A 21,877-nucleotide genomic window follows, 5' to 3' on the forward strand; every position below is an offset into this window, starting at 1 on the left:
ACAACATACTTGTGGTGTAAAAAATAAAAATCACATAAACAATGGCGCCATTTACAGGTTAAACAGGGCAGAAAGGGACTTTCTACCCATGGTCGTTAGATGGTGACTTATTGGCGTAGGGCAGCTTTTTGCCGTAGTTGCTGTTTTTCATTATCACTGAGGAATGACATGGTTAAACCATTAATTTGAGCTTGTTCAACTTCAGCAGGGGTTAATCCTGCTTTAGGTGCAGCAACTTCATATTCATAAGCTAATTCAATGCCTTCTACCGCAGGGTCATCCGTATTTATTGAGGCAATGATTCTGTGCTGTAAAAACATTTTCAGTGGATGGTTAGCCAAAGAAGCAACGGTACTGGTTTGAATATTAGAGGTTAAACAACTTTCGATACCTATCTTATGTGTTGCTAAATACTCAATAAGTTTCGGATCTTCGCTAGCTTTTACACCGTGGCCGATCCGTTGAGCACCAAGCTCTTTTATTGCATGCCAAATACTTTCAGCACCGGCTGCTTCACCTGCATGTACGGTAATTTGTAAGCCAGCATCTCTCGCTTGTTTAAAATGATTATGAAATAGGGCGCCAGGGAAGCCAAGTTCATCGCCTGCAAGATCAAGAGCACACAGTTTATTACGATGGGCTAATAATCCAGCTAACTCTTTTGCGCAAGCCTCTTGGCCAAAAGTACGGCTTAGAATACCAATTAGATTTACTTTTATATCGTATTCTAGACAACCAGCGGCAATGCCATCGATTACAGCCTCAACGACACCTTCAATAGGAAGCTGATGTTTCATGGCCATATAGTACGGAGAGAAGCGTAATTCAGCATAATCGATGCCAGCATTATAAGCGTCTTCAACATTTTCTTGAGCGACTCGTTTGCAAGCATCTAAATCAGCTAAAACGGCGACTCCCCAATCTAACTTTTGTAAAAAACCTACTAAATCAGCTTCTTGAGTAATAACCTGCACATGAGGGCGTAGGCTTTCAATTTCATTAGCAGGTAAAATAATATTATGTTGTTGTGCGAGAGAAAGAATTGTTTCAGGGCGGATATTGCCATCGAGATGACGATGAATGTCTGTGAGTGGTAGTTGTTTGTTGATCACTGAATTCCGTTCCTATGTCGTTATATCGTATCTTTAGTATATACCCGTCATCCTTCACGTTGCAGTGCTTTTAGTCAGCGCATTTGGTGACTAATTTATCTGCTATTGGCTGCACCTCGAATTATTTGGGGTATAAATATAAAACGCCAGCTTAAAAATAAAGCTGGCGTTTGTTTGTGATCCTAACTAATTAATCGTAATTAGTTAGCTGCTGGTACAGCAATATCTGCACCTTCCGCAGGGGCTTCTTCAGTACCCATTTCTGGTTCAGCTAAGTCTTCTTCATAACCCATATTATCTTCAGGGCTAGACATAACTTTCATTTTAGTTAAGAAATCAGCAAGAGTGTATTTATCAGCATTGAAGGTGATATCGTTACCTGCGAACTTGATAGTCATTGTCAGGTCATTACCTTTTTCAACCATCCAAGGTGATTTTTTCTGTTTTGCTTTTTCTGCACGTTGTTCATCGGTCATGAACATTTCTTCGAATGGTGAAGAGAACATGTCTGAAGTCAGCATAACTTGCGCTTGGTCAAACTCAGCGGTTGCTTGCTCCACAAATTGCTTCTTAGTCGCTGCATCAACAGCTTTACCTTGATCTAAAATTGCGGCTTGAGCTATTAACTCAATCGCCATTGGTTTATTCAACGTAAAGTTAAAATCAAAAGAAGTCAGTAGGCTCTTAACGGCCTCATCCACTTTATTAGCCATAGCCAATGAAGTCAGTTCGTCTTGATCCCATTTGTTGAAGGTCATACTCAAATCGATTGAACTTTGACCTGCGTCGTTTTTCCAGTAAGCCGGGCTGATAGAGAAGGTTGGTTTACTTTGCAGTAACTCAGGCAATGTTTTGGTCATCATATCCATTGCAACTTGCTCAGCCGCTGCCGAAGGATCACCTGTAGCCAAACCTTCGGCTAATGCTTTGTTGTACTGCTCAACAAATTTACCCAGCGCTTTCGCATCCAGTTTATCGATTGAAAGTGCAACTTTACCTGAACCTAAGTTTTGCTCTAATGCTTTCAAATCGTCAATGCTATAGGAGATGCTACCTTTAACACTTTCTTTTTCAAGAACAGTATCAGAACCTATAACCAGATTTTTGAAAGAGAACTTCGTTTCTGGGATGTTGAAATCAGTATCAGCAATAACGAGATCTTGTTTACCCGTGTAGAAGCCGTATTGAGATTTGGTTACGTTCGTGGTTATTTTTAACCCTTTTAACGTCATGCTCTCAGATTTGTCAGCTTTTTGAATAACTAAGTTATCAGTGATAATTGAGCCATCAACATCAGCGAAATCAGCAGAGGAATTGAATACCAGTTTTGAACCACTGAAAGAGATACTTGCATCATCTTTAGAATATTCAATTGGAAGCAACTCTAAATTAGAATCAATACTTTTGCTATAACCAACAACAGCAGTACCAGAAATGAAAGGTTTACCTTTAGTGATTTCGAATAACTCTTTAGTCGCAGCATTATTTGCGAGCTCAATATTCGCGGCACCTAGTTTAGGAATTAAATTAAACTTAGCAACTTGAGATAGAGGGAAAGGGCCATGTTCAATATCGGTATTGAAGACTATAGTTTCATCAGCACCGTTAGATTCTGCTGCTGAAATAACGATGTTCGCTTGTGAAGAAAAGACGCCACGTTTAAAGTTTTCAACTTTAAACACAACACCCGCTTCAGGGGCATTTGCAGCAAAGAACTCGTTAGTGTTGCTGATGATTTTATTCAGTTCATTTTCAACTTTAGAGCCTGTATACCAAGATGCACCGGTCCAAGCCGCACCAACAGCAACAATCACACCAACTGCAACTAATGACTTTTTCATTATAAACATCCATCCTTTTAGCACGTTTTATTAACGCACTATAAAAATTTACAAGTTTCATCCAACCGTCTATTGCGTGCAATCAAGACGAATAAAACACAAAAAAACACATTAAAGGTTATACACGCGAGCGAGTTTACCCACACCTGTGACATAAACTTCTTTTTCAAAGGCAGAAAGAAAAATAGATTCTCCTGAACAGATCTTTAATTCATCATCGCCTGATTTCAAAACTAATTCGCCATCTATGCAAAATAGAATAGAAGCGGTTTCATTAGTTATGCCTATTCCCGTGTCGTTAATAGAATATATACTAAATGCAAAATCTTCTACTGGTATATGATATTTACAGATATTTCCTGATTTTTCTGGTTCACTAAGTAAGCTTTCTTTAGTTTTCGAAATAAAATCGACATTAGCAATCAATTCAGGAACATCAATATGCTTATTTGTTAGCCCAGCACGCAATACATTATCTGAGTTAGCCATGATTTCTAAACCAACACCTTCAATATAGGCATGAGGCGTTCTTGCATACAAGAACATAGCTTCGCCCGGCTGCAACTCGATGACATTAAGCAAAAGAGGAACAAATAGCCCTGTATCTTCTGGATACAGACTGACCATTTGTTTTATCGTATTCCACGGTTCTCCTTGGCGGCTATTTAATGCTGCTTTTAACACCCCTAAAGCGAGTTCTTTTTGCTCTCCAGTCAGGCTGAGAATTTGTGCAAATAATTTAGCGAGTTTCTCATCGTTAGGTGATTGAACAAAAAACTGAATTTCTGGATGTGCGGCAGAGACAAAATCAAGTAATTCAGCAATTTCCTCTAATGGGCGAAATGCATTCATTGCCTTAAACGGAGTTAGTGCATAAATTAACTCGGGCTTATGGTTATCATCTTTATAGTTACGGATGGGGGAGTCTAATGGAATACCCGCCGCATTTTCTTTTGCAAAGCCAACCTCAGCGTATACTTTATTTGGATGAACTTGAACTGACAGTGGTCTTGCAGCGCAAAGCACTTTAAATAAAAAAGGTAAACGAGATTTAAATGTCTCTGCTATTTTATCGCCTAAAATTTGAGATGGGTTTTGTGCGATGTAATCGATTAATGAGAGTTTATGCCCTGTTTTATTGTCAATAACGTAAGAACTCGCTTTGGGATGAGCCCCCATCCATAATTCAGCCATTGGCAAATGTTCTGGATTAGGGACTGAGTACAACTGCGTGAGAGCAGTTTTACTTCCCCAGTCATAATTTTGAACTTTATTAATCATTTTTAGCATGGGTAAACTCTCTTTTTCTAAAAATCAACGTATTTCCTTATGTACTACAATACAATAAACACGGTTAAGTCGCATTATTGAAATTAAATATGTGGCATTATAGGTTCGTTGTCATCGGCTTACCTGCAAGCCAATGATTCCAAAACCGATTATTCTGTGTATGTACTTAAGGAGATAGTAATGGCAGCCACTCGCATTGAAAAAGACTCAATGGGACCAATCGAAGTACCTGCTGACCAGTTGTGGGGCGCGCAAACTCAGCGTTCTTTAGAACATTTCCGTATATCTGTAGAAAAGATGCCTGTCGCATTGATCCATGCTTTAGCGGTCACTAAAAAAGCGGCGGCGAGTGTGAACATGGATTTAGGATTACTCCCTAAAGATCGTGGTGATGCAATTGTTGCAGCTGCGGATGAAGTATTAGCGGGTAAACATCCTACTGAATTCCCTCTCGCTATTTGGCAAACAGGTTCTGGTACGCAAAGTAACATGAACATGAACGAAGTGCTAGCGAACCGTGGTAGCGAGATCTTAGGTGGGCAAAGAGGGAACGACCGTCTTATTCACCCAAATGATGATGTGAACAAGAGCCAAAGTTCAAATGATGTGTTCCCAACGGCAATGCATGTTGCGGCAGTTGTTGCCATTCGCGAACACTTGTTACCTGAACTGAAAGCGTTACACAAAGTGTTAGATGCTAAAGCAAAAGAGTTCAAAGACATCGTCAAAATTGGTCGTACCCACTTGCAAGATGCAACTCCACTGACTTTAGGCCAAGAAATTTCTGGCTGGGCAGCAATGCTAGCTCACAGTGAGAAACACATTGAAAATTCAGTTCCACATGTTTGTGAACTGGCGTTAGGTGGTACTGCTGTTGGTACAGGTTTGAATACTCATCCAGAGTACGCGGTGCGTGTTGCGAAAAAAATTGCTGAGCTAACAGGGCAACCATTTGTTACTTCACCAAATAAATTTGAAGCACTGGCAACCTGTGATGCATTAGTACATGCTCATGGTGCTCTAAAAGGTTTGGCCGCATCATTAATGAAGATCGCTAATGATGTTCGTTGGTTAGCATCGGGTCCGCGTTGTGGTATCGGTGAAATTTCTATTCCAGAAAATGAACCAGGAAGCTCTATCATGCCTGGTAAAGTAAACCCAACTCAATGTGAAGCACTGACTATGCTGTGCGCTCAAGTAATGGGTAACGATGTTGCAGTGAACATCGGTGGTGCTTCTGGTAACTTTGAATTGAACGTTTTCCGTCCAATGTTGATTGATAACTTCCTGCAATCTATCCGTTTATTAGCTGATGGTATGCGTAGTTTCAATGAGCACTGTGCAATTGGCATCGAGCCAAACCGTGAACGTATTGAAAAATTACTGCATGAATCGCTAATGTTAGTCACTGCGCTTAATACGCACATTGGTTATGATAAAGCAGCTGAAATTGCTAAGAAAGCCCATAAAGAAGGGCTAACGCTGAAACAAGCGGCATTGAAACTGAATTATCTGACTGCTGAGCAGTTCGATGAGTGGGTTCGCCCTGAAGATATGGTTGGTAGCATGAAAAGCTAATCATTAATTGATTGGTAATGAAAAGCACTTGCTTGTAGAGTAGCAAGTGCTTTATATAATTAATTGTATCAGTTACTCTATCACATCATATTTCGACATATAAGTTGAGACGCGGGAGCAGCAACTCAACAGGCTTTGAACGAGGCCGATTGCGTAAAGCAATATTCGTCGCTCGATAATCAGGTAGATCGCCTAGCACTATCTCTTCATAAGATTTATCAACCGCAAATACAATCAATGGGTTCGCACAGGCTAATTGTGTTTGTTTTTGCTGTGCGCTGTCCCAAACTCGAGCAATAGGTTGTACTTTCACTGGACGTTGTGTTTTTAAAACTGCGTTATCGCTTAAACTTTTGATCAGAAGTATTTCTTGTTCTATTTGGCTTTGCCAATGTTCACGGGTCATTCCTAATGGTGAACGTTTACTCTCTAATGAATCCTGTAACTTATTTAGAATCTGTTCTTTAGTGACTTTATTGATAACCTTTTTATTGGCCCAGCCAAATCTAACAGTATCAACATCAACAAGATAGGTTAGTGTTCGATAGGTATTGAGAGTCAATAGGCCATGTAAACTATCATGAACAAATTCAAAGCGTTGTGATTCATCAATTCCTGATTTTTTCGTAACGATATGTTTAATTTGTTTTTTTAACTGATTAATTTCATCTAATTGAGACTGAAGTAAACGAAAAGTAGAATAGGGGGTACTGACACATATTGCACCAGGTAAGCGAATAGCAGATTTATTGCTCGTTGATTCTGATTTATCTTGAAGAAATAATAGGTTAAAATGGTCTATAGCCTGTTTAATGGCGGATACACCGGTAAATTTCTCAACATAAATTTCACTAATTTCTTTGTTTTCATCGCCTTTCATTATGTCGGGTAAACGAAATACAACAGCGGTAAAGTCAGTTAATTGTGACAGCTGTTGACTGAATTCAGATATTCTACTTTCCAACTGTTTGAAGTTATCAAGAAGATCATATTTAGCTTTGTTCATATCACAGATGTCCATTTAGTTACAACATTCATTAGTTCTTGAAAAGAGAATAACAAATATTAGACACCGTGCATAATAATAATTTAACCAGCAATTAGGGGAGTTCTTTTCCCCTGAATGATTATTTAATATCAACATCAATAACTTGATAGAACGCATTTGCCGTATCAGCAATACTCCAAACGGCTAATATCACATGATAGCCTTTATTTTCTGCCGGTAACTTACAATTATGAGTTACTATCGTTTGTGGATGAGCTGGTTCGTTATATTCACAGAATGGGGTTAAAACAAGTTGCTCACGAGCCAATAACTGGGAGGGATTCCAGTTAGGCTTAGTGATAAAATATTCCCATTTTTTAGTTGCATGCCTAGCCGTTAGATGCCACTTAAATGTTAATTGAGGGTGAGTAATCGTGTTTTTTATCCATCGTGAAGGAGTTTGTGCATTCAATGCATTAAATCCCTGAATACCCGCACTGGCAATTTTACCATCTTTAGGTCCATTTTGTGGGAAACCTTTAGGACCTTCTAGAGATTGAGGTTCATATTCTACAGCGCCACAACTCGTATTTTTTTGCAGTTTGCATAAATAGGCGCGGCTTTCTGGGTTCTCAATATAGCCATGGGCAAAAACAGTGGTAGAAAAGCAAAGTAAAACAGAGAGTAGAAAAAAGTTTTTCATATGTTGTCCTCGTTAAGATTGAAGACAACATGTTCTCTTAATCAAACGCTATAAATAAATTTCATCGTTTGATAGGTATTAACAAATCAAATGCATTAAAAATTAATTATTTTCTTAACAACTAACTTTCAATTTATAACCAATCAACATACCAATAAGCAATAAGGCAGCAATAAATAAGGCAACACCTGACCATCCAAATTTCAACCAAAATACTCCGCCTACTGTGCCTGCAATACTCGAACCCGCGTAATAACTGAATAAATAAAGAGATGAAGCTTGACCTCTTGCTCGTTTCGCTCTATGGCCAACCCAACTACTTGCAACTGAATGAGCAGCAAAGAAGCCTGTGGTCAATATTGTCATACCTAATAAAATAATCCAAAACTCTGAGAATAATGTTAACAAAATACCAATAAGCATCAGTGCCAGTGCGGACAGTAGTACTTTTGCTAAACCAAATTTGTGTGTGAGGCTACCTGATTTAGATGCACTGTAAGTTCCTGTTAAATATATAATAGATAATAAACCTACTGTCGCTTGGCTAAAATGATAGGGGGCTTCCAATAAACGATAACCGATATAGTTATACATAGTGACAAAACCACCCATTAAAACAAAACCTTCAATAAATAGCCAAGGTAACCCTTTATCCCTAAAATGAAGGCGTAAGTTGATCCATAAATTTTTAGGTTTTAATGAGCTAGCGCGAAAATGTTGTGACGGTGGTAGTAAACGCCAAAAACCTATTGCTGCAATTAGCGCTAAGCTACCTAATAAAATGACGGCAACACGCCAAGAATAGAAATCAGCAATCACACCGGTCACCAAACGACCACTCATGCCACCAATTGAATTACCACTAATGTATAAGCCCATAGATAGCGCAACATAGCTAGGGTGAATCTCTTCACTTAAATAAGTCATCGCCACAGCGGCAACGCCGCTTAAAGATAGGCCAACCATAGCTCGCGCAATTAATATGCCTTGCCAACTTTGCATGAAGGCACTCAATAAAGTAAATAACGCCGCACTGGTTAATGCAACTACCATGACATTTTTACGACCAATCGCATCCGATATTGGCCCTGTGATCAATAACCCTAATGCCATTAGTCCTGTGCTTAATGAGAGGGCGAGGCTCGCTGTGGCTGGCGACACATTAAAATCTTCCGACAGCATTGGTAAAATTGGTTGTACAAAGTAAAGCAACGCAAATGTTGCTAACCCAACAGTGAAAAATGACAGCGTTACGCGTAAGTACAGCGAGTCATCACGTTGAATGTAGTGTTTTTTAGGCGTGGGATTATCTTGCTTTCCATTAGCAGTATTTTCAGTCGGCAGACTATTTGTTGTTGAGTGTTCCATAATGTTCCTTGTCATAACAATCCAATTGATTTTGATCAAAGATAGAAACTTCAGAGTTTTTTGTCTAATATATTAATTATTAAAAATAATACTTTAAAAATATCAAATGAAAATGGCCATTGAATTAAGACACTTACGATACTTTATTGCTGTCGCTGAGGAACTCCATTTTGGACGAGCCGCTGAACGGTTGCATATTTCTCAACCACCGTTAAGCCAGCAAATTCAAGCTCTTGAGGAGCAGATCAACGCAAAACTACTAGAGCGGAATAATAGAAACGTTTCGTTGACGCCAGCAGGCAGTATGTTTCTTAAAGAGGCTTATCAAATTTTGTCTCAAGTTGATGCAGCGGCAACTAAGGCCGCAAGGATGGAAAAGGGAGAGCTAGGGGAGCTATCGATAGGCTTTACTTCAACTACGCCTTTTATGAATAAAGTCACAACAAGCTTACGCCAGTATCGTGAATCATTTCCGGAAGTGGCGATTCATATGCACCAGATGAATACTAAACAACAGTTGGCTCCGTTACTTACTGGGCGGATTGATATCGGTATTATGCGAAATACAGCTTTGCCTGAACATTTAGATTATCAATTGCTCTTTAAAGAACCTTTTATGGTGGCTGTTTATGAAGGACATCCATTGTTAAAATATGAAAAAACAGGCATCGACATTCATCTATTAGCCGATTATCCCCTAGTATTTTTCGAAAGAGAGGTTGGTACTGCTTTGTATGACGAAATCCATCATTTACTAACATCAGCAGGGATCACGCCCAAAATTTCCCAAGAAGCGGGGGAAGCGATGACTATTTTGGGGTTAATTTCAGCTGGAATGGGGATCTCAATTATTACAGAATCCTTTACTCGTATGAAAATTGATGGCGTTAGATATATCAAATTTTCTAACATCGAGGCAGCTTCAGAAGTATGGTTAGTCTACAATACACGTAGAGCATTACCCGCAGCGGCTAAAAAATTGACGGATCTGCTAATCAAAAATATTGTTGGTTAAACAAATTCAAATGAAGATAGCTAAGTTCGCCATAACTTGATGTATACTCTAAATAATTACAAGTTGTAACTAGGCGACAGATAAGCACGTCGCTAGGCGCTTAAAAACAAGGCAACTTGAAGGACGATGATGATTAATGAGTCAATCTACTGCTATACAATGGGATCTAACAGCTTATTATGGAAAACCAAACGGGTCATATTGATCAAATAAAGCAATTAAATACTGGTATTGTTTACCGAGTCATTGATCAATATGGACCAATTTCCCGAATTGCCCTATCAAAGCAGTCACAACTGGCACCAGCCAGTATCACTAAAATTACTCGTGAATTAATTGATGCACATTTAGTGAAAGAGATTGAGTTCCCTGTACTCGGTTTACGAGGGCGCCCAGCAATTGGCTTAGTGATAGAGAGCGAAGGGTGGCAATTTTTATCAATACGTATTGAACATAACTCAATCAGTCTTTCACTTAAACAGATCAATACACAAACCATTATTGAGCAAGATTATCCTTTTAATGTAAAAGGTAATGATGAATTTTCAAGCACCATTGCAACATTAATTAGTGATTTTTTTTCAACCTATGCACAGCAATTAGAACGTGTGACCGCAATTAGCATTCTTCTCGATGGTTTAATTGAACCGTTCTCTGGGGTCATTTATAAATTAGCGAGCTATGATATTGAAAATCTATCGCTTGGGAATTTTTTAACTGAAAAAACAGGATTGCCAACTTATATACAGCCTTACGTCAATGCATTAGCGTTAACAGATTATTTTTCATTGCATACTAAACGAACAGCCAAAAATATTATCTACTTACAAATTGATGAGATTGTTAGTGCTGCCATCATCAATAATGGTGTTGCATTAGATAGTAGTACTCGCCGTGCAATACATTTTGGTCATGTGAAAATTGAGGGGCACAATGAAAACTGTTATTGCGGTAGGACAGGGTGCCTTGAAAGTGTCATCTCAATTCCCGCCATTTTAGCAAAACTCAATCAGTCACAAGAACAACTCTCATTATCTAATCTGACTAGTCGTGATATTTCATTTAATCACTTTTGTCACGGTGTTGAAAATCAAGATCCCCATTGCTTATATGTATTGAAGTATGTCGCTAAAATACTTGCTAACCAGCTTTCTCAATTAATCAATATCTTTGGTACCGAATTAATTTTAATCAATTCACCTTTAAATAATATTTCAGATCAATTCAATTCTCTTTTACGCCAATACTGTATTTCTCAATCCATTCCCCTATATTGTAATGAATTACAGATAGAAAATTCTATAATTACCAAGAAAGACAGTGAAACAGCATTAATTTTACAAGCGCTCTATGATGGTTCTTTATTACTTCAGTTACTACAAGGTTAATAACTATTAATAAAATTATTGTTATTAACTAGAAAATTGAGCTAACGCAAACTTCAGAGTTCTCTCTTCCCATAAACTGATCCCATATCATTTTTCACTGCGAATTATGCAGTCGTCTGTCACTTCAGGATAGAAAATAACCATGATGAATCTATTTGTTACCGGGACAGATACAGATGTCGGGAAGACAGTATCCACATTAGCGATATTGCAGGCACTTAATAGTCAAGGAATTAAAGCGGTAGGTTATAAGCCTATCGCAGATAAATGTATTGATACTCCAGAAGGAATGCGGAATAAAGATGCATTGCTAATACATGGCGCATCACAACAATTAGTATCCTATGATGATGTAAATCCCATTAAAATTAAAGATAACTATAATCAAGAAAACCTCATTAACTTCAATAAGGTAAAACAAGGTTTAGACAATTTAAATAGCCAATGTGATACTGTTGTTATTGAAGGAAATGGTGGTTGGCGTTATCTATTAGATGACAATACATTTTATACGGATTGGCTAAAAGACCAAAAAGTTGGCGTGATACTCGTTGTTGGCATTCAACATGGTTGTGTTAATCATACTTTATTAACAGCTGATGCGATACGTGCTGATGGTTTACCGCTTGTTGGCTGGATTGCCAATCGAATCAACCCAGGGCTAGGCCACTATGCACAAATTATTAATCGTCTACAGCAACATATACAAGCCCCATTACTTGGAGAAATCCCTTATTTGTTAAGGCCAGAAGAAAAAGAGCTCTGTCAGTATTTGAATCAAAATAAACTGAAAGAGTTTATGTGTGAATACGCTTAGTAAGACGAACGAAATTGACAAGGGCACTGAAATTAGTGCCCTTTTGGCTATCAATGACGCGTATAAATAATTTTATACGTTTCGTTTTGACAGTGGCCAACAACTTGGCCTTGAGACTGTTCCGCTTCATCATTTGGGACGGCAACTAAACTGAAATTATCAGCAGGCACGCCATTATTAATAATTTTTTGTTTAATTTCTTCAATCACACTTTCACATGATGCCTGAGCGAATACAGGCGCGAGTAAAACGACTAATGCAGGTAGTACCAATCTCATTTTCATAATAACTCCTTAATTGATTAATGAGTTATGGGCGAGCAAGAGGGCGTCCAGTATTGACATCAAGACAACGTTGAGTACTGGGTTCCCAATAAGCATTTAAATTAAGGCTTTTTTCACATGCATCTTTAGCATCAAACGCAGCATCAATTTTATCGAACTCTTTTTCGGTACGAGAGTTAACTTTTGTACGCAATTGACGAGTTTGATCCCATTGCTCTTTTTCTTGACGAGCTTGTTCTTTTGTCAAAACACTATCAACATTACCCGAAGTTACACACGTACTTCCAGCAGTACAGTTGACACTCGCAGCTTGAGCGCCCATTAAAGGTAAACAGAGAAGTAATGCTGCTAAACCATGTTTAATAAACTTTGATGATGAGTTCATTTTAGTTCCTTACTTTAGTTCCATTCTAACAATGTAACCATAAAAGTTGACTTAAATACCTTAGAAAAGTACGAAAAATTAGCCTTCTTTATGGATCGTCAAACCAGCAAATGTCTGACAGACAGGCATCAATTCAAGTGTATTTACGTTCATACGAGCCGGTAAGTTGGCCACCCAATAGACAGTTTCTGCAATATCATCCGGTGTTAATGCATCAGCACCTTTATAAATACTTGCGGCTTTATCATCATCACCTTTAAGGCGGACATTTGAAAACTCAGTTCCCCCCACTAAGCCTGGCTCAATATCGGTGACTCGTATTTTTTTACCTTGCAGATCAGCCCGTAAACCTAAAGAGAATTGTCTAACAAATGCTTTTGTTGCGCCATAAACATTTCCACCTTTATATGGCCAATTTGCAGCTGTTGAACCTATGTTGATAATGTGCCCATGATTGTTCGCAACCATCGTTTGCAGAACTTCATAGGTCATATTGACTAGGCCTTTAGTATTCGTATCAATCATAGTTGCCCAATCATCAGGATTAGCATTGAATGCAGGCTCTATACCTAGTGCTAAGCCTGCATTATTGACAAGGACATCAATGTTTTTTAAATCAGCAGGTAGCTCAGCGATCGCAGTTTGTATAGCTTGTCTATCTCTCACATCAAGAGTTAAAGGATAAAAATTATCACCTAATTCTTTTTGCAATGCAGCTAAGCGCTCAGAACGCCGACCCGTGCCGATAACGGTCGCACCATTTTGTATAAAACGACGAGCTATTGATTCGCCAAAACCTGATGTTGCGCCTGTTACTAAAATAATCATCATTACCCCTGTCAAATTATTATCGATTAGTATTACGTCATTCTAGCGCTAGCGGCACCGTTCTACAAATTGCAGATCATAACCCGACAATATGCTTTTCTTTTGGATATTTAAGGGTGTAATTAAGAGGAATTTCAGTTTGTTGATTAGGTTTCAGCAAGAGATCCCAGTTAATTTTACCGTTAGTTTTATCCAAGTTACCGTTTTCATATTCCATATCGGTAATTTTAATCTCACTATCTTGGCTAACTGGTAACTGGTCATAGACCACAAGATTTATATCATTATTACGATTATTCTTAACTTTGATAATATAGCTTTCTTTTTGTTCAATCATTGAGCCGATAAATGTCGGTTTTTTGCGTAATAGCTCATTACTTGCTCGGCTTATTTGGATATTTTTATCTACCCCAAAAGGTACGTCTAATGTTTTAGTCAGTTGATCCGTCATCACTTGGTAACTACCAATATAATTATTCATTAAATAGATATTTGCAGGGCCATTAAGCAAATTAAGATTTTGCCAATTATCAACTTCAGCCTGTAGATAAACCTCTTCTGATAGTTTTGGCGTTGCTGTGTAGCGATACTTAGCATCAACATCTTGTTGTTTGATCGTGATAGATTGGGAGCGTGGTGTGCTATTTAAGCTATAAGGTAATTCAATATTATAACTAAGATTTAAACCATTCGTGTCCGTAACCACATAATCTGCAATACCTGAATTAACCTTTTTAGCACTCATTCTAGCGATTGGAGCAGGGGCTGATGGCGCCATTTCCATCATCATTCTTCCACCGGATATATCTGCCATTTGTTCATCATAAACAGATAAATACCAAGGTGATAAAGCCGGGGGAATAATATTACGAGTAGGGTTAGTTGATGAAAGCGATAATTTAACTTGCTCCCAATTAATACCTGTATTTTGAATAACATCTGCTTTATAGGTTAATAATAATGGCTTATCAATCGCTTTTGCTCTTATATCATACGATGGTGACCAGCCAGCATCAGGAGTCATATAAGAAACGTGCATATTTGTTGTAATACTTTTAGGTGTATCAACGGTCAGTACAATTTCGGTTTGAGAATCTGCATTGGCTGGCATTTTACTTTCTAACTGAGTTTGTAATAGCTCCATTTCCTCAGTTAATTTTTGTATGTTTTGTTCATGTACACGTTGCTCACTGAGAATTGATGCCATTTGTTTACGAATAAAGTCGAGTTTTGATGAGATTTGTTCTAAAGATAATGCTGTAGATTCACCAAAAAAACGCTGATCTTTAAGTAATGCAAGTTGTTCATCATTAACTTTTACGTTGATATTGATATCTGCGATTTGATTTTTTATTTCATTAATTTTCTGTATTAGTGCTGTAATATCAGCAGTATACGATGGTTTTGTCGGAACATGTTGTAGATTGACTGAACGAATGACAATATCATCAGTTGCAAAACTCATAGAAAGACTTTGTTTGTCTACATTTTGAGCTACATTTGTTAGCGTTATTTGGCTTTGGCCAGCAGGCAGCACTAACTCAGCGCTATTATTAAGTTCCGCACCCCGCAAAAATATCGTTGCTTGATTTAGTTTTAATGCTTTATTTATTGATTGGATCTCATTAGCAACAGATTGCAACGAAATAAATGCTGAAAATAATGCAACACCTTTCACCAATTTTGCTACAGTCGGCATATTTAACCTCATAAAAATGTGAAAATTAGCGGATTACAACGCATCATATTTCATATGATAATATCTAGATAACAGAATAAACCTAAATATGACCTTTATAAGGTAGGCAAGTAACTGCTTATAAAATATCATTAACATACTAGGTAGAATTTCGTAATAAGGAAAGAGATGCAATTAGAGTTTAAAAGACTGATTGATATAGCGCCGAGTGATATCGCAGAATTAAATAACCACCCTGAGGTTCTCAGACATATGCCACTAGGTAGCCCTAATTTCGACATTGAAAAAAGCCAAGCTTGGGCGAAAGATAAAGACTCTCAATGGGATATTCACGGTTATGGCCCTTGGGCCTTTGTAATTGATGGGATATTTATAGGCTGGGGAGGGCTTCAAAAAGAAGGTGAAGATGCAGACTTAGCGCTTGTGCTTCACCCTAAATATTGGGGAATGGGGAAAACTATTTATAAAGAAATTATCCGCCGAGCATTTGATGAAATGAATCTGGAGAGCATAACCATCTTATTACCACTATCCAGAGCAGCTAAAGCAGTATCTCGTTATGGCTTTCAACCAGATGGTACTCTTGTATATGATGGCATTTGCTTCCAACGATTTAGGTTATTTGCAAAGCATGAATAGCATTGATAGGTGTTACTTCCGTTAAACATTACAGCCCATTATGCCGAGCGAGCGCCATTAGCTGCTTAGCTTTTTCTTTTAAAATATAAGCCGTAAATTGGCTTAGAACAAACGGTTAACCATAGGATATAGTGTGCAAAAAGTATTGGTCGCAGGGGCTACAGGTTATTTAGGTCGTCATCTTGTTTCGGAATTGAAACAGAAAGGATATTGGGTAAGGGCATTGGTCAGATCAGCCAAGCAGCAAATTCAGGTTTCAGCTGCGGATGAAATTTTTGTTGGTCAGATTACCAAGCCAGAAACCTTACACTGTATAGCGGATGGAATAGATGTCGTGATCAGTGCTGTCGGTATCACTCGTCAGAAAGACGGCTTAACGTATATGGATGTAGATTACCAAGGTAATGCTAATTTATTACACGAAGCGGAAGGCTCAGGCGTTAAGAAATTCATCTATATCTCTGCAATAGACGGTGACAAAAACCGACAACTTAAAATTTTTCAAGCCAAAGAGCGATTTGCTGATGAACTTAAACGTTCATCGATTAATTCAACGATTGTCCGTCCTAACGGTTACTTCAGTGACATGGGGGACTTTCTCAATATGGCTGCATCTGGACGGATTTACCTTTTCGGTAATGGTAACGTAAAAATTAATCCTATCTCCGGTGGTGATCTTGCTACTTTTATTGTAAGTTTGATAGAACAAAAACAAAGCGATGTTGCCGTAGGAGGACCAGAAATACTCAGCCTTAATCAAATTAGTCATTTAGCCGGTCAAGCCCTTGGTCGTGAAATCAAAATCACACACTTACCCGATTGGATGAGAAAAATAACAATTGTACTGGTAAGGAATTTTACGTCACAAAAAACGTATGGCCCGATCGAATTTTTTCTGACATTTATGGGCTCTGACCACATAGGGCAATCAGTAGGTAATGAACGCTTAATCGACTTCTATATTGAAGAAGCAAAAAAACTTAACTAATTATCACGATGAATCCAGAGGAAGCATTTGAATGGACCAGAAAATCTGCATCTCAAGGTTGCACTAAATCTCAATACGTCCTTGGTTTAATGTATTACGATGGCGTCGGCGTTGATATGAACTGGATATATGCCTTTGAACTATTTGAAAGATCTTCTAAGAAAGAACTGCCAAATGCCATAACCTCTTTGGGGTTTATGTATCAAAATGGTCACATGAGAGCCAAAGATCTTGATAAAGCCAAAGAGTTATATGTCAAGGCATCTTATCTAGGTGACCCAACGGCATCTTATCTATTAGGTGAAATGTATAAAAATGGCGATGGAGTAGAAGTTGATACTGAAAAAGCAGCTTTTTATTTTTTAGATAGCATTAATTCTATCCTTAAGGCAATCACTGCTGACGATAAAAACACTTATCCTTGTAATAAATATAATGATTTAACACATTGAATATAGATAAAAATAATGAAATTCCGATAAAAACATGGCGTGACCTTACCTCATTAATTAAGTATGCGATCCGAATTAAAACTAGGACAACCTATCATGGATTAATTTAACCTATGTACTCAGGATCTTTGTCAATGAGTCATTTTCAGCGGCAAGTAGTAGAATAGGGAGCAATTTTAGTTCTGAGCAAATCTAACCGCACATGGCATCTATGACGGGGCATTTTATAATTGTATTTATGTGACAGGGTCACTAATTAATAGGATAGCCGTTTTTATATGGTCAATTAGTCACATTTTCGCGTTCAATCAACCAACACTGGCGCAAATGATTCACCGACGTTATTAAATGGGAACATTTTGCTTTTCGCAATACCAAAGCGGTTCAGTAGCTTGATGACCCAGAGACAAAAAGTCATTCTAGTGATAAACGAACCAACACCAATTAACCAGCTAGAATGTTCGGCTCTAGATTCATAAAAAAGGGAGCATCGTAATGGGTATCACAGAACTGCCAGATGAAGTGGATTTTTTATGTTTTTTTGAAACAGAGCCTTTTTTGAAAGATGTATCAGATAATATGACATTTGGATATGAGTATCATAAAAATAATGTGTCATTACTTTTTTATTTTACAGCATTTGAGGGATTCGTAACGTTAGAAATGAAAGTAGACAATATTACGAATTTAGTACTACATATTAGATATGTTGAAAAAATTCAATTAAATAAAGATGTAATGATGATTAAGCGTGAAGAAAATAGCGGGCTTCCTGAAGTTTCAGTGCAGATAGAACCCACGATTTTAATTAAAACACATCCAGTTTATGGTTAGGCTCTAGCTTTAAAGCCAAAAAGAACCAACACGATTAACCAGCCAGAACGCTGGATTTCTTCATTTCATACTTAGGTTCGCATAATACATATTATGTTAAATTGAATGTAATCACCAATAACTTCATAAGATGGATCCTTTCAAGGATTTACCGCTTCAAAGCCCTATTGACTCAGATACGTGTTGAGAATTTAATAACTTCACTTCTAGCCCAATCTGAGAATTTTAATGGGATACTCGATACAGCATTTACGCATAGATAAAAAACAGATACTGGCCGAACAACTTATTCTCAACCAAACCTTTATCAAATATCTTGTGATGTGATTTCAATCTTCACCACATGCTCATTGTGACCTTTTCTTATTGTATTTGTTGTTGCGCTTCAGGCATTGAGATAATCTTTAGAATAAATTATTCAATTCTGCGCAGATCCCCAACAAGGATTTAATAATATGTCGATTAGTATTGATATAGCTAATGCCTCTGAAGCAAAAGAACTTACAACAATCGCTCTGGAATCTAAACAATACTGGGGATACAGTTCTGACTTTATTGAGATGTGCCGTGATGAACTCACATTGAAAGAAGCCGATTTTCTTAACTCTTTAATTTTGGTCGCAAAAAATAATGAAAAATATTGTGGTTTTGTTCAACTCAAATTGAATGATAACGCAGGACAAGGAGAACTAGAAAAGCTATTTGTCGCCCCCTCTTTTATTGGCCAAGGGATTGGCAAAACCTTGTATGAACGAGCTGTGGAACATGCACGAAAGATGAACATAAAAGAGCTAGTACTTGATGCAGATCCTAATGCTGAAAATTTTTATAAAAAAATGGGCGCAATAACGATGTACAATACACCTTCAGAGTCAATCCCTGGACGATTTATACCAAAAATGAAAATAACAATATAATCAATTGGTTAGGATTGCATAGTCAATAATGGCTTGCACTAATTACTAAAGGCAAATTAACGATGCTTTTACTTCTGTGTAATGTAGATCCCAAATTTTGCAGTATTAGGTTTATACAAAAAGCCTTAGCGAAGGATTAACGCCATCAATATTTCGTCTCGATATTCCGTGCCCTCTTTCAGCGCACGAGGTTCCACACCGTAAATTTTGAAACCATGTTTTTCATAGAGGTTGATAGCAGCGGTATTTCCATCTACTACGCTGAGCATGATTTGCTCAACATGCTTAAGAGCATAATTTTTCACTGACTGTAATAGCTTTTCCGCTATACCTAACCCTCGAAATTCAGGCTCAACAAAAACGCTCGATAAATAAGCTTTGTGAGCATCTTTAATGCCATCATCTTGTTTAAAGACACACAAACCGACAATCTTTTCGTCTATGTATGCACCGAATGCTGTAAAACTATCCAACCGTTTTGCAACAGATTGAATTGGTTGTTTTTCCTCACAATCATAAATTGAACCAAACATCTCTGGAGATTTCTTCAACGCTGACAAGCGAATGTTACGAAAATCTTGTACATCAGCTACTCCGAGTAGACGAATTTTAGGTTCAATCATAGTATTAATTTTATTTCCTTAATATTGCTAGTTAATATCAACATCAAAAATTGACCATGCTTTGATCGCATTTAGGATCACTTGATTAAGCTTATCAATATCCGCGCCATCACAGGCTTGTATTGTTAATCCGTTAATCACTGTAATATAAAAATCAGTAATTGCATGAATTGGTACATTTGGAGCAATATCGCCTTCTTCAATGCCCTGCTCCAATCTTTTCAGCAAAATTTCTTGATAATTTTGTCTTTTTTCATGTACGTTCTGTGATACTTCTTCGATTTGTTTTGCACCATTCATCGTGGCAGTGATAAGCATACAACCTGCGGGTTTATCAGGTTGCGCCAATCTTTTTGCTGTATCATACATTAACAATTCAATCGCAACTTTAGCTGTCTTCGCTTGCTTCATGATAGCAAGGATGGGACATGCCTCATGGGTTAAATAATAATCAATACATTGATTAAATAAGGCAGCTTTATCACCGAAAGCACAATATAAACTAGGCGCAGTGATGCCTAGTGATTTAGTCAAATCACTAATTGAGGTGGCAACATAACCATTTTCCCAAAACAGTAACATCGCCTTAGCTAAAGCTTCTTGCTGATCAAAGCCTTTTGGACGTCCGCGTTTTGTCTGAGTCATATACTTGTTTTCCAACAATTAATTTCATATCACTGTTTTATTTTATAGTGATCACTATAAAATAAATTGACAGCCATCATGTTTCCATTAAGAATAGCTCAATTCTATAGTGACCGCTATAGAATTATATATTAACTAGCAACAATAACTTAATAAGGTAAACACATGGCAATACCTAACCTTTCTACACACAATGGTAACTGGCTTTCGCTAATATCTGCAACTTTTGCTTGCTTTATTATTGTGACAGGTGAATTTTTGGCCATAAGTGTCATCAATAATATCGCATATGACTTTCAGATTTCTGTAGGCACCGCTGGCCTAACCGTGACTGTTACATCTATCGCAGGTATGGCATCTGCATTACTAGTGCCTATCTATGCCAAAACACTCGATAGACGACAAGTCCTACTATTTCTAGTGGTATTAATGATAGTTGCTAATGCCATTACAGCATTAGCAACCAATTATTATCTTGTTTTATTAGGACGATTCATTCTAGGTATTGCTTTGGGGGGATTTTGGGGAGTCGCAGCTGGGTTAGTCTTACGTTTAGCTCCTAAAAATATGCCCGTTACGACTTCTGTAACTATATTCTTTTCTGCTGTCACATTCGTTACTGTGTTTGGAGTACCGTTAGGTTCTTGGCTAGGTAATTTATATGGCTGGAGAGCCCCCTACTTTATTTTAGTGATCCTTGGTGTGATAGCTTTTGTTATGCAATATCTATCTCTACCTTCATTAAAACCATCATCGACAATGCAATGGAAAGAATTATTATTACTTCCTTCTCATCCTATTGCTCGTAAAGGTTTAATTATATTTTCATTAATATTTTTAGCTCATTTTGCCGCATATAACTATTTTACTGTTTTCTTTAAAGAAACGATTAGTTTTTTAGATGAGCAGATCTCTGCATTATTACTGGTTTTTGGTATTGCTAGTTTTCTGGGTAATGTACTAGCAGGCTATGTTGGTAAATATAATGTGCGTTACAATTTTGCAATTAGTGCATTTTTATTATCAGTCACATTTTTAGCTTTATCTATTTGGCATTTTAGTTGGTTCAATAGTGCAATGATTGTGTTTTTATGGGGAGTGGCGGCAGGTATGATACCCGCGACAATTAATATGTGGATGCACGTTCATGTTCCTGAATTAGTTGAAAAAGGTTCCGCACTTATCACATTCATGTTTTTAATTTTAATTACTATTGGTAGCTTAGTTGGCGGCTATATCATGGATAATTTTAATGGTTATATCTTGATGGTAAGTATGTTACTGGTCGCATCATTAGCGTTTGTATTAATATTCACATTAACCCATCGTATCAAAAATGCTCAGAGAAAGATTGTTGAATGTTCTTAACCAAATGCTCAAAAATGTTTGAATAATAAAAAATCCGATATTGAATTAATATCGGATTTTTTTATTTAATATGACCGGTCCTAAATAAAGTTGACACTTTTCCAATCTAAAATTG

The 21,877-nt window shown here is 37.5% G+C and carries 22 protein-coding genes; 10 read left to right on the forward strand and 12 right to left on the reverse strand.

All coding sequences use genetic code 11. The features are described 5' to 3' along the window. Nucleotides 1-107: 107 nt before the first annotated feature. From add to manA, 3 genes are all read right to left on the reverse strand, one after another. The gene (gene add, locus JI723_RS10035) at nucleotides 108-1,112 is read right to left on the reverse strand and encodes an adenosine deaminase (protein ID WP_337979347.1); all 1,005 of its coding nucleotides are present in this window, start codon (nucleotides 1,110-1,112) and stop codon (nucleotides 108-110) included. Between the two features lie 200 nt (nucleotides 1,113-1,312). Then, nucleotides 1,313-2,953, reverse strand: coding sequence for a YdgA family protein (locus JI723_RS10040; protein ID WP_081335945.1), 1,641 nt, complete (start codon nucleotides 2,951-2,953; stop codon nucleotides 1,313-1,315). 111 nt (nucleotides 2,954-3,064) lie between these two features. Beyond that, complete coding sequence (gene manA, locus JI723_RS10045) at nucleotides 3,065-4,243, reverse strand: mannose-6-phosphate isomerase (RefSeq protein WP_140179578.1); 1,179 nt, start codon at nucleotides 4,241-4,243, stop codon at nucleotides 3,065-3,067. Nucleotides 4,244-4,423: 180 nt separating this feature from the next. On the opposite strand from manA, the gene fumC reads away from it, so the two are divergent. Next, nucleotides 4,424-5,821 (forward strand): class II fumarate hydratase, encoded by a 1,398-nt coding sequence (gene fumC, locus JI723_RS10050; RefSeq protein ID WP_070928066.1) that lies wholly within the window; start codon nucleotides 4,424-4,426, stop codon nucleotides 5,819-5,821. Nucleotides 5,822-5,906: 85 nt separating this feature from the next. Here the strand turns inward: fumC and tus are convergent, their stop codons facing one another. The 3 genes from tus to JI723_RS10065 form a co-directional block, all read right to left on the reverse strand. Beyond that, nucleotides 5,907-6,827, reverse strand: coding sequence for a DNA replication terminus site-binding protein (tus, locus tag JI723_RS10055; protein ID WP_272579876.1), 921 nt, complete (start codon nucleotides 6,825-6,827; stop codon nucleotides 5,907-5,909). Nucleotides 6,828-6,948: 121 nt separating this feature from the next. Next, on the reverse strand, nucleotides 6,949-7,512 hold the full coding sequence (locus tag JI723_RS10060) for a lytic polysaccharide monooxygenase (RefSeq protein WP_272579875.1): 564 nt from the start codon (nucleotides 7,510-7,512) through the stop codon (nucleotides 6,949-6,951). 114 nt (nucleotides 7,513-7,626) lie between these two features. After that, nucleotides 7,627-8,880 (reverse strand): MFS transporter, encoded by a 1,254-nt coding sequence (locus tag JI723_RS10065; RefSeq protein WP_272579874.1) that lies wholly within the window; start codon nucleotides 8,878-8,880, stop codon nucleotides 7,627-7,629. Nucleotides 8,881-8,992: 112 nt separating this feature from the next. Here JI723_RS10065 and JI723_RS10070 point away from each other — a divergent pair, with 112 nt between their 5' ends. The 3 genes from JI723_RS10070 to bioD all read left to right on the forward strand — a co-directional run bounded on the left by JI723_RS10070 (nucleotide 8,993) and on the right by bioD (nucleotide 12,100). Further along, a complete protein-coding gene (locus tag JI723_RS10070; protein ID WP_070928062.1) occupies nucleotides 8,993-9,895 on the forward strand; it encodes a LysR family transcriptional regulator in 903 nt (300 codons plus the stop codon). 179 nt (nucleotides 9,896-10,074) lie between these two features. Then, nucleotides 10,075-11,283, forward strand: coding sequence for an ROK family protein (locus JI723_RS10075; RefSeq protein WP_272579873.1), 1,209 nt, complete (start codon nucleotides 10,075-10,077; stop codon nucleotides 11,281-11,283). 142 nt (nucleotides 11,284-11,425) lie between these two features. Then, nucleotides 11,426-12,100: a dethiobiotin synthase gene (bioD, locus tag JI723_RS10080; protein WP_337979348.1), complete on the forward strand. Its 675-nt coding sequence runs from the start codon at nucleotides 11,426-11,428 to the stop codon at nucleotides 12,098-12,100. Nucleotides 12,101-12,150: 50 nt separating this feature from the next. On the opposite strand, the gene JI723_RS10085 is transcribed toward bioD, so the two are convergent. The 4 genes from JI723_RS10085 to JI723_RS10100 form a co-directional block, all read right to left on the reverse strand. After that, nucleotides 12,151-12,384, reverse strand: a complete 234-nt coding sequence (locus JI723_RS10085) for a DUF1161 domain-containing protein (RefSeq protein ID WP_070928056.1) — start codon at nucleotides 12,382-12,384, stop codon at nucleotides 12,151-12,153. A gap of 25 nt (nucleotides 12,385-12,409) precedes the next feature. Then, entirely contained in the window at nucleotides 12,410-12,706 is a 297-nt protein-coding gene (locus JI723_RS10090) for a DUF1283 family protein (protein ID WP_420704854.1), read from the reverse strand. 141 nt (nucleotides 12,707-12,847) lie between these two features. Further along, the gene (gene ydfG, locus JI723_RS10095; protein WP_070928051.1) at nucleotides 12,848-13,597 is read right to left on the reverse strand and encodes a bifunctional NADP-dependent 3-hydroxy acid dehydrogenase/3-hydroxypropionate dehydrogenase YdfG; all 750 of its coding nucleotides are present in this window, start codon (nucleotides 13,595-13,597) and stop codon (nucleotides 12,848-12,850) included. Nucleotides 13,598-13,673: 76 nt separating this feature from the next. Then, nucleotides 13,674-15,296, reverse strand: coding sequence for a DUF4139 domain-containing protein (locus tag JI723_RS10100; protein WP_272579872.1), 1,623 nt, complete (start codon nucleotides 15,294-15,296; stop codon nucleotides 13,674-13,676). A 168-nt stretch (nucleotides 15,297-15,464) separates the two neighbouring features. Here JI723_RS10100 and JI723_RS10105 point away from each other — a divergent pair, with 168 nt between their 5' ends. From JI723_RS10105 to JI723_RS10125, 5 genes are all read left to right on the forward strand, one after another. Further along, nucleotides 15,465-15,935, forward strand: coding sequence for a GNAT family N-acetyltransferase (locus JI723_RS10105; RefSeq protein WP_272579871.1), 471 nt, complete (start codon nucleotides 15,465-15,467; stop codon nucleotides 15,933-15,935). 133 nt (nucleotides 15,936-16,068) lie between these two features. Next, on the forward strand, nucleotides 16,069-16,923 hold the full coding sequence (locus JI723_RS10110; RefSeq protein ID WP_337979349.1) for an SDR family oxidoreductase: 855 nt from the start codon (nucleotides 16,069-16,071) through the stop codon (nucleotides 16,921-16,923). An 8-nt stretch (nucleotides 16,924-16,931) separates the two neighbouring features. Next, nucleotides 16,932-17,375 (forward strand): tetratricopeptide repeat protein, encoded by a 444-nt coding sequence (locus JI723_RS10115; protein ID WP_337979350.1) that lies wholly within the window; start codon nucleotides 16,932-16,934, stop codon nucleotides 17,373-17,375. A gap of 495 nt (nucleotides 17,376-17,870) precedes the next feature. Beyond that, nucleotides 17,871-18,209 (forward strand): hypothetical protein, encoded by a 339-nt coding sequence (locus JI723_RS10120; protein WP_337979351.1) that lies wholly within the window; start codon nucleotides 17,871-17,873, stop codon nucleotides 18,207-18,209. Between the two features lie 455 nt (nucleotides 18,210-18,664). Continuing rightward, on the forward strand, nucleotides 18,665-19,126 hold the full coding sequence (locus tag JI723_RS10125) for a GNAT family N-acetyltransferase (RefSeq protein WP_337979352.1): 462 nt from the start codon (nucleotides 18,665-18,667) through the stop codon (nucleotides 19,124-19,126). A gap of 125 nt (nucleotides 19,127-19,251) precedes the next feature. On the opposite strand, the gene JI723_RS10130 is transcribed toward JI723_RS10125, so the two are convergent. After that, nucleotides 19,252-19,749 carry a GNAT family N-acetyltransferase gene (locus JI723_RS10130; protein ID WP_272579866.1) on the reverse strand — a complete coding sequence of 166 codons (498 nt, stop codon included), beginning with the start codon at nucleotides 19,747-19,749 and terminating at the stop codon, nucleotides 19,252-19,254. Between the two features lie 27 nt (nucleotides 19,750-19,776). After that, nucleotides 19,777-20,394: a TetR/AcrR family transcriptional regulator gene (locus JI723_RS10135; protein ID WP_272579865.1), complete on the reverse strand. Its 618-nt coding sequence runs from the start codon at nucleotides 20,392-20,394 to the stop codon at nucleotides 19,777-19,779. Between the two features lie 165 nt (nucleotides 20,395-20,559). Between JI723_RS10135 and JI723_RS10140 the strand changes: the two genes are divergently transcribed. Continuing rightward, nucleotides 20,560-21,762, forward strand: coding sequence for an MFS transporter (locus JI723_RS10140; protein WP_272579864.1), 1,203 nt, complete (start codon nucleotides 20,560-20,562; stop codon nucleotides 21,760-21,762). Nucleotides 21,763-21,877 lie beyond the last annotated feature (115 nt).

Source organism: Providencia manganoxydans (genome assembly GCF_016618195.1).
GTDB classification, from domain to species: Bacteria; Pseudomonadota; Gammaproteobacteria; order Enterobacterales; family Enterobacteriaceae; genus Providencia; species Providencia manganoxydans.

Bases quoted from the DNA above. Each gene is read 5' to 3' on its own strand.
- JI723_RS10040 (WP_081335945.1), bottom strand. From the start codon at position 2,953: ATGAAAAAGTCATTAGTTGCAGTTGGTGTGATTGTTGCTGTTGGTGCG.
- manA (WP_140179578.1), bottom strand. From the start codon at position 4,243: ATGCTAAAAATGATTAATAAAGTTCAAAATTATGACTGGGGAAGTAAA.
- fumC (WP_070928066.1), top strand. From the start codon at position 4,424: ATGGCAGCCACTCGCATTGAAAAAGACTCAATGGGACCAATCGAAGTA.
- tus (WP_272579876.1), bottom strand. From the start codon at position 6,827: ATGAACAAAGCTAAATATGATCTTCTTGATAACTTCAAACAGTTGGAA.
- JI723_RS10060 (WP_272579875.1), bottom strand. From the start codon at position 7,512: ATGAAAAACTTTTTTCTACTCTCTGTTTTACTTTGCTTTTCTACCACT.
- JI723_RS10065 (WP_272579874.1), bottom strand. From the start codon at position 8,880: ATGGAACACTCAACAACAAATAGTCTGCCGACTGAAAATACTGCTAAT.
- JI723_RS10070 (WP_070928062.1), top strand. From the start codon at position 8,993: ATGGCCATTGAATTAAGACACTTACGATACTTTATTGCTGTCGCTGAG.
- JI723_RS10075 (WP_272579873.1), top strand. From the start codon at position 10,075: ATGGAAAACCAAACGGGTCATATTGATCAAATAAAGCAATTAAATACT.
- bioD (WP_337979348.1), top strand. From the start codon at position 11,426: ATGATGAATCTATTTGTTACCGGGACAGATACAGATGTCGGGAAGACA.
- JI723_RS10085 (WP_070928056.1), bottom strand. From the start codon at position 12,384: ATGAAAATGAGATTGGTACTACCTGCATTAGTCGTTTTACTCGCGCCT.
- JI723_RS10090 (WP_420704854.1), bottom strand. From the start codon at position 12,706: ATGGGCGCTCAAGCTGCGAGTGTCAACTGTACTGCTGGAAGTACGTGT.
- ydfG (WP_070928051.1), bottom strand. From the start codon at position 13,597: ATGATTATTTTAGTAACAGGCGCAACATCAGGTTTTGGCGAATCAATA.
- JI723_RS10100 (WP_272579872.1), bottom strand. From the start codon at position 15,296: ATGCCGACTGTAGCAAAATTGGTGAAAGGTGTTGCATTATTTTCAGCA.
- JI723_RS10105 (WP_272579871.1), top strand. From the start codon at position 15,465: ATGCAATTAGAGTTTAAAAGACTGATTGATATAGCGCCGAGTGATATC.
- JI723_RS10115 (WP_337979350.1), top strand. From the start codon at position 16,932: ATGAATCCAGAGGAAGCATTTGAATGGACCAGAAAATCTGCATCTCAA.
- JI723_RS10120 (WP_337979351.1), top strand. From the start codon at position 17,871: ATGGGTATCACAGAACTGCCAGATGAAGTGGATTTTTTATGTTTTTTT.
- JI723_RS10125 (WP_337979352.1), top strand. From the start codon at position 18,665: ATGTCGATTAGTATTGATATAGCTAATGCCTCTGAAGCAAAAGAACTT.
- JI723_RS10130 (WP_272579866.1), bottom strand. From the start codon at position 19,749: ATGATTGAACCTAAAATTCGTCTACTCGGAGTAGCTGATGTACAAGAT.
- JI723_RS10135 (WP_272579865.1), bottom strand. From the start codon at position 20,394: ATGACTCAGACAAAACGCGGACGTCCAAAAGGCTTTGATCAGCAAGAA.
- JI723_RS10140 (WP_272579864.1), top strand. From the start codon at position 20,560: ATGGCAATACCTAACCTTTCTACACACAATGGTAACTGGCTTTCGCTA.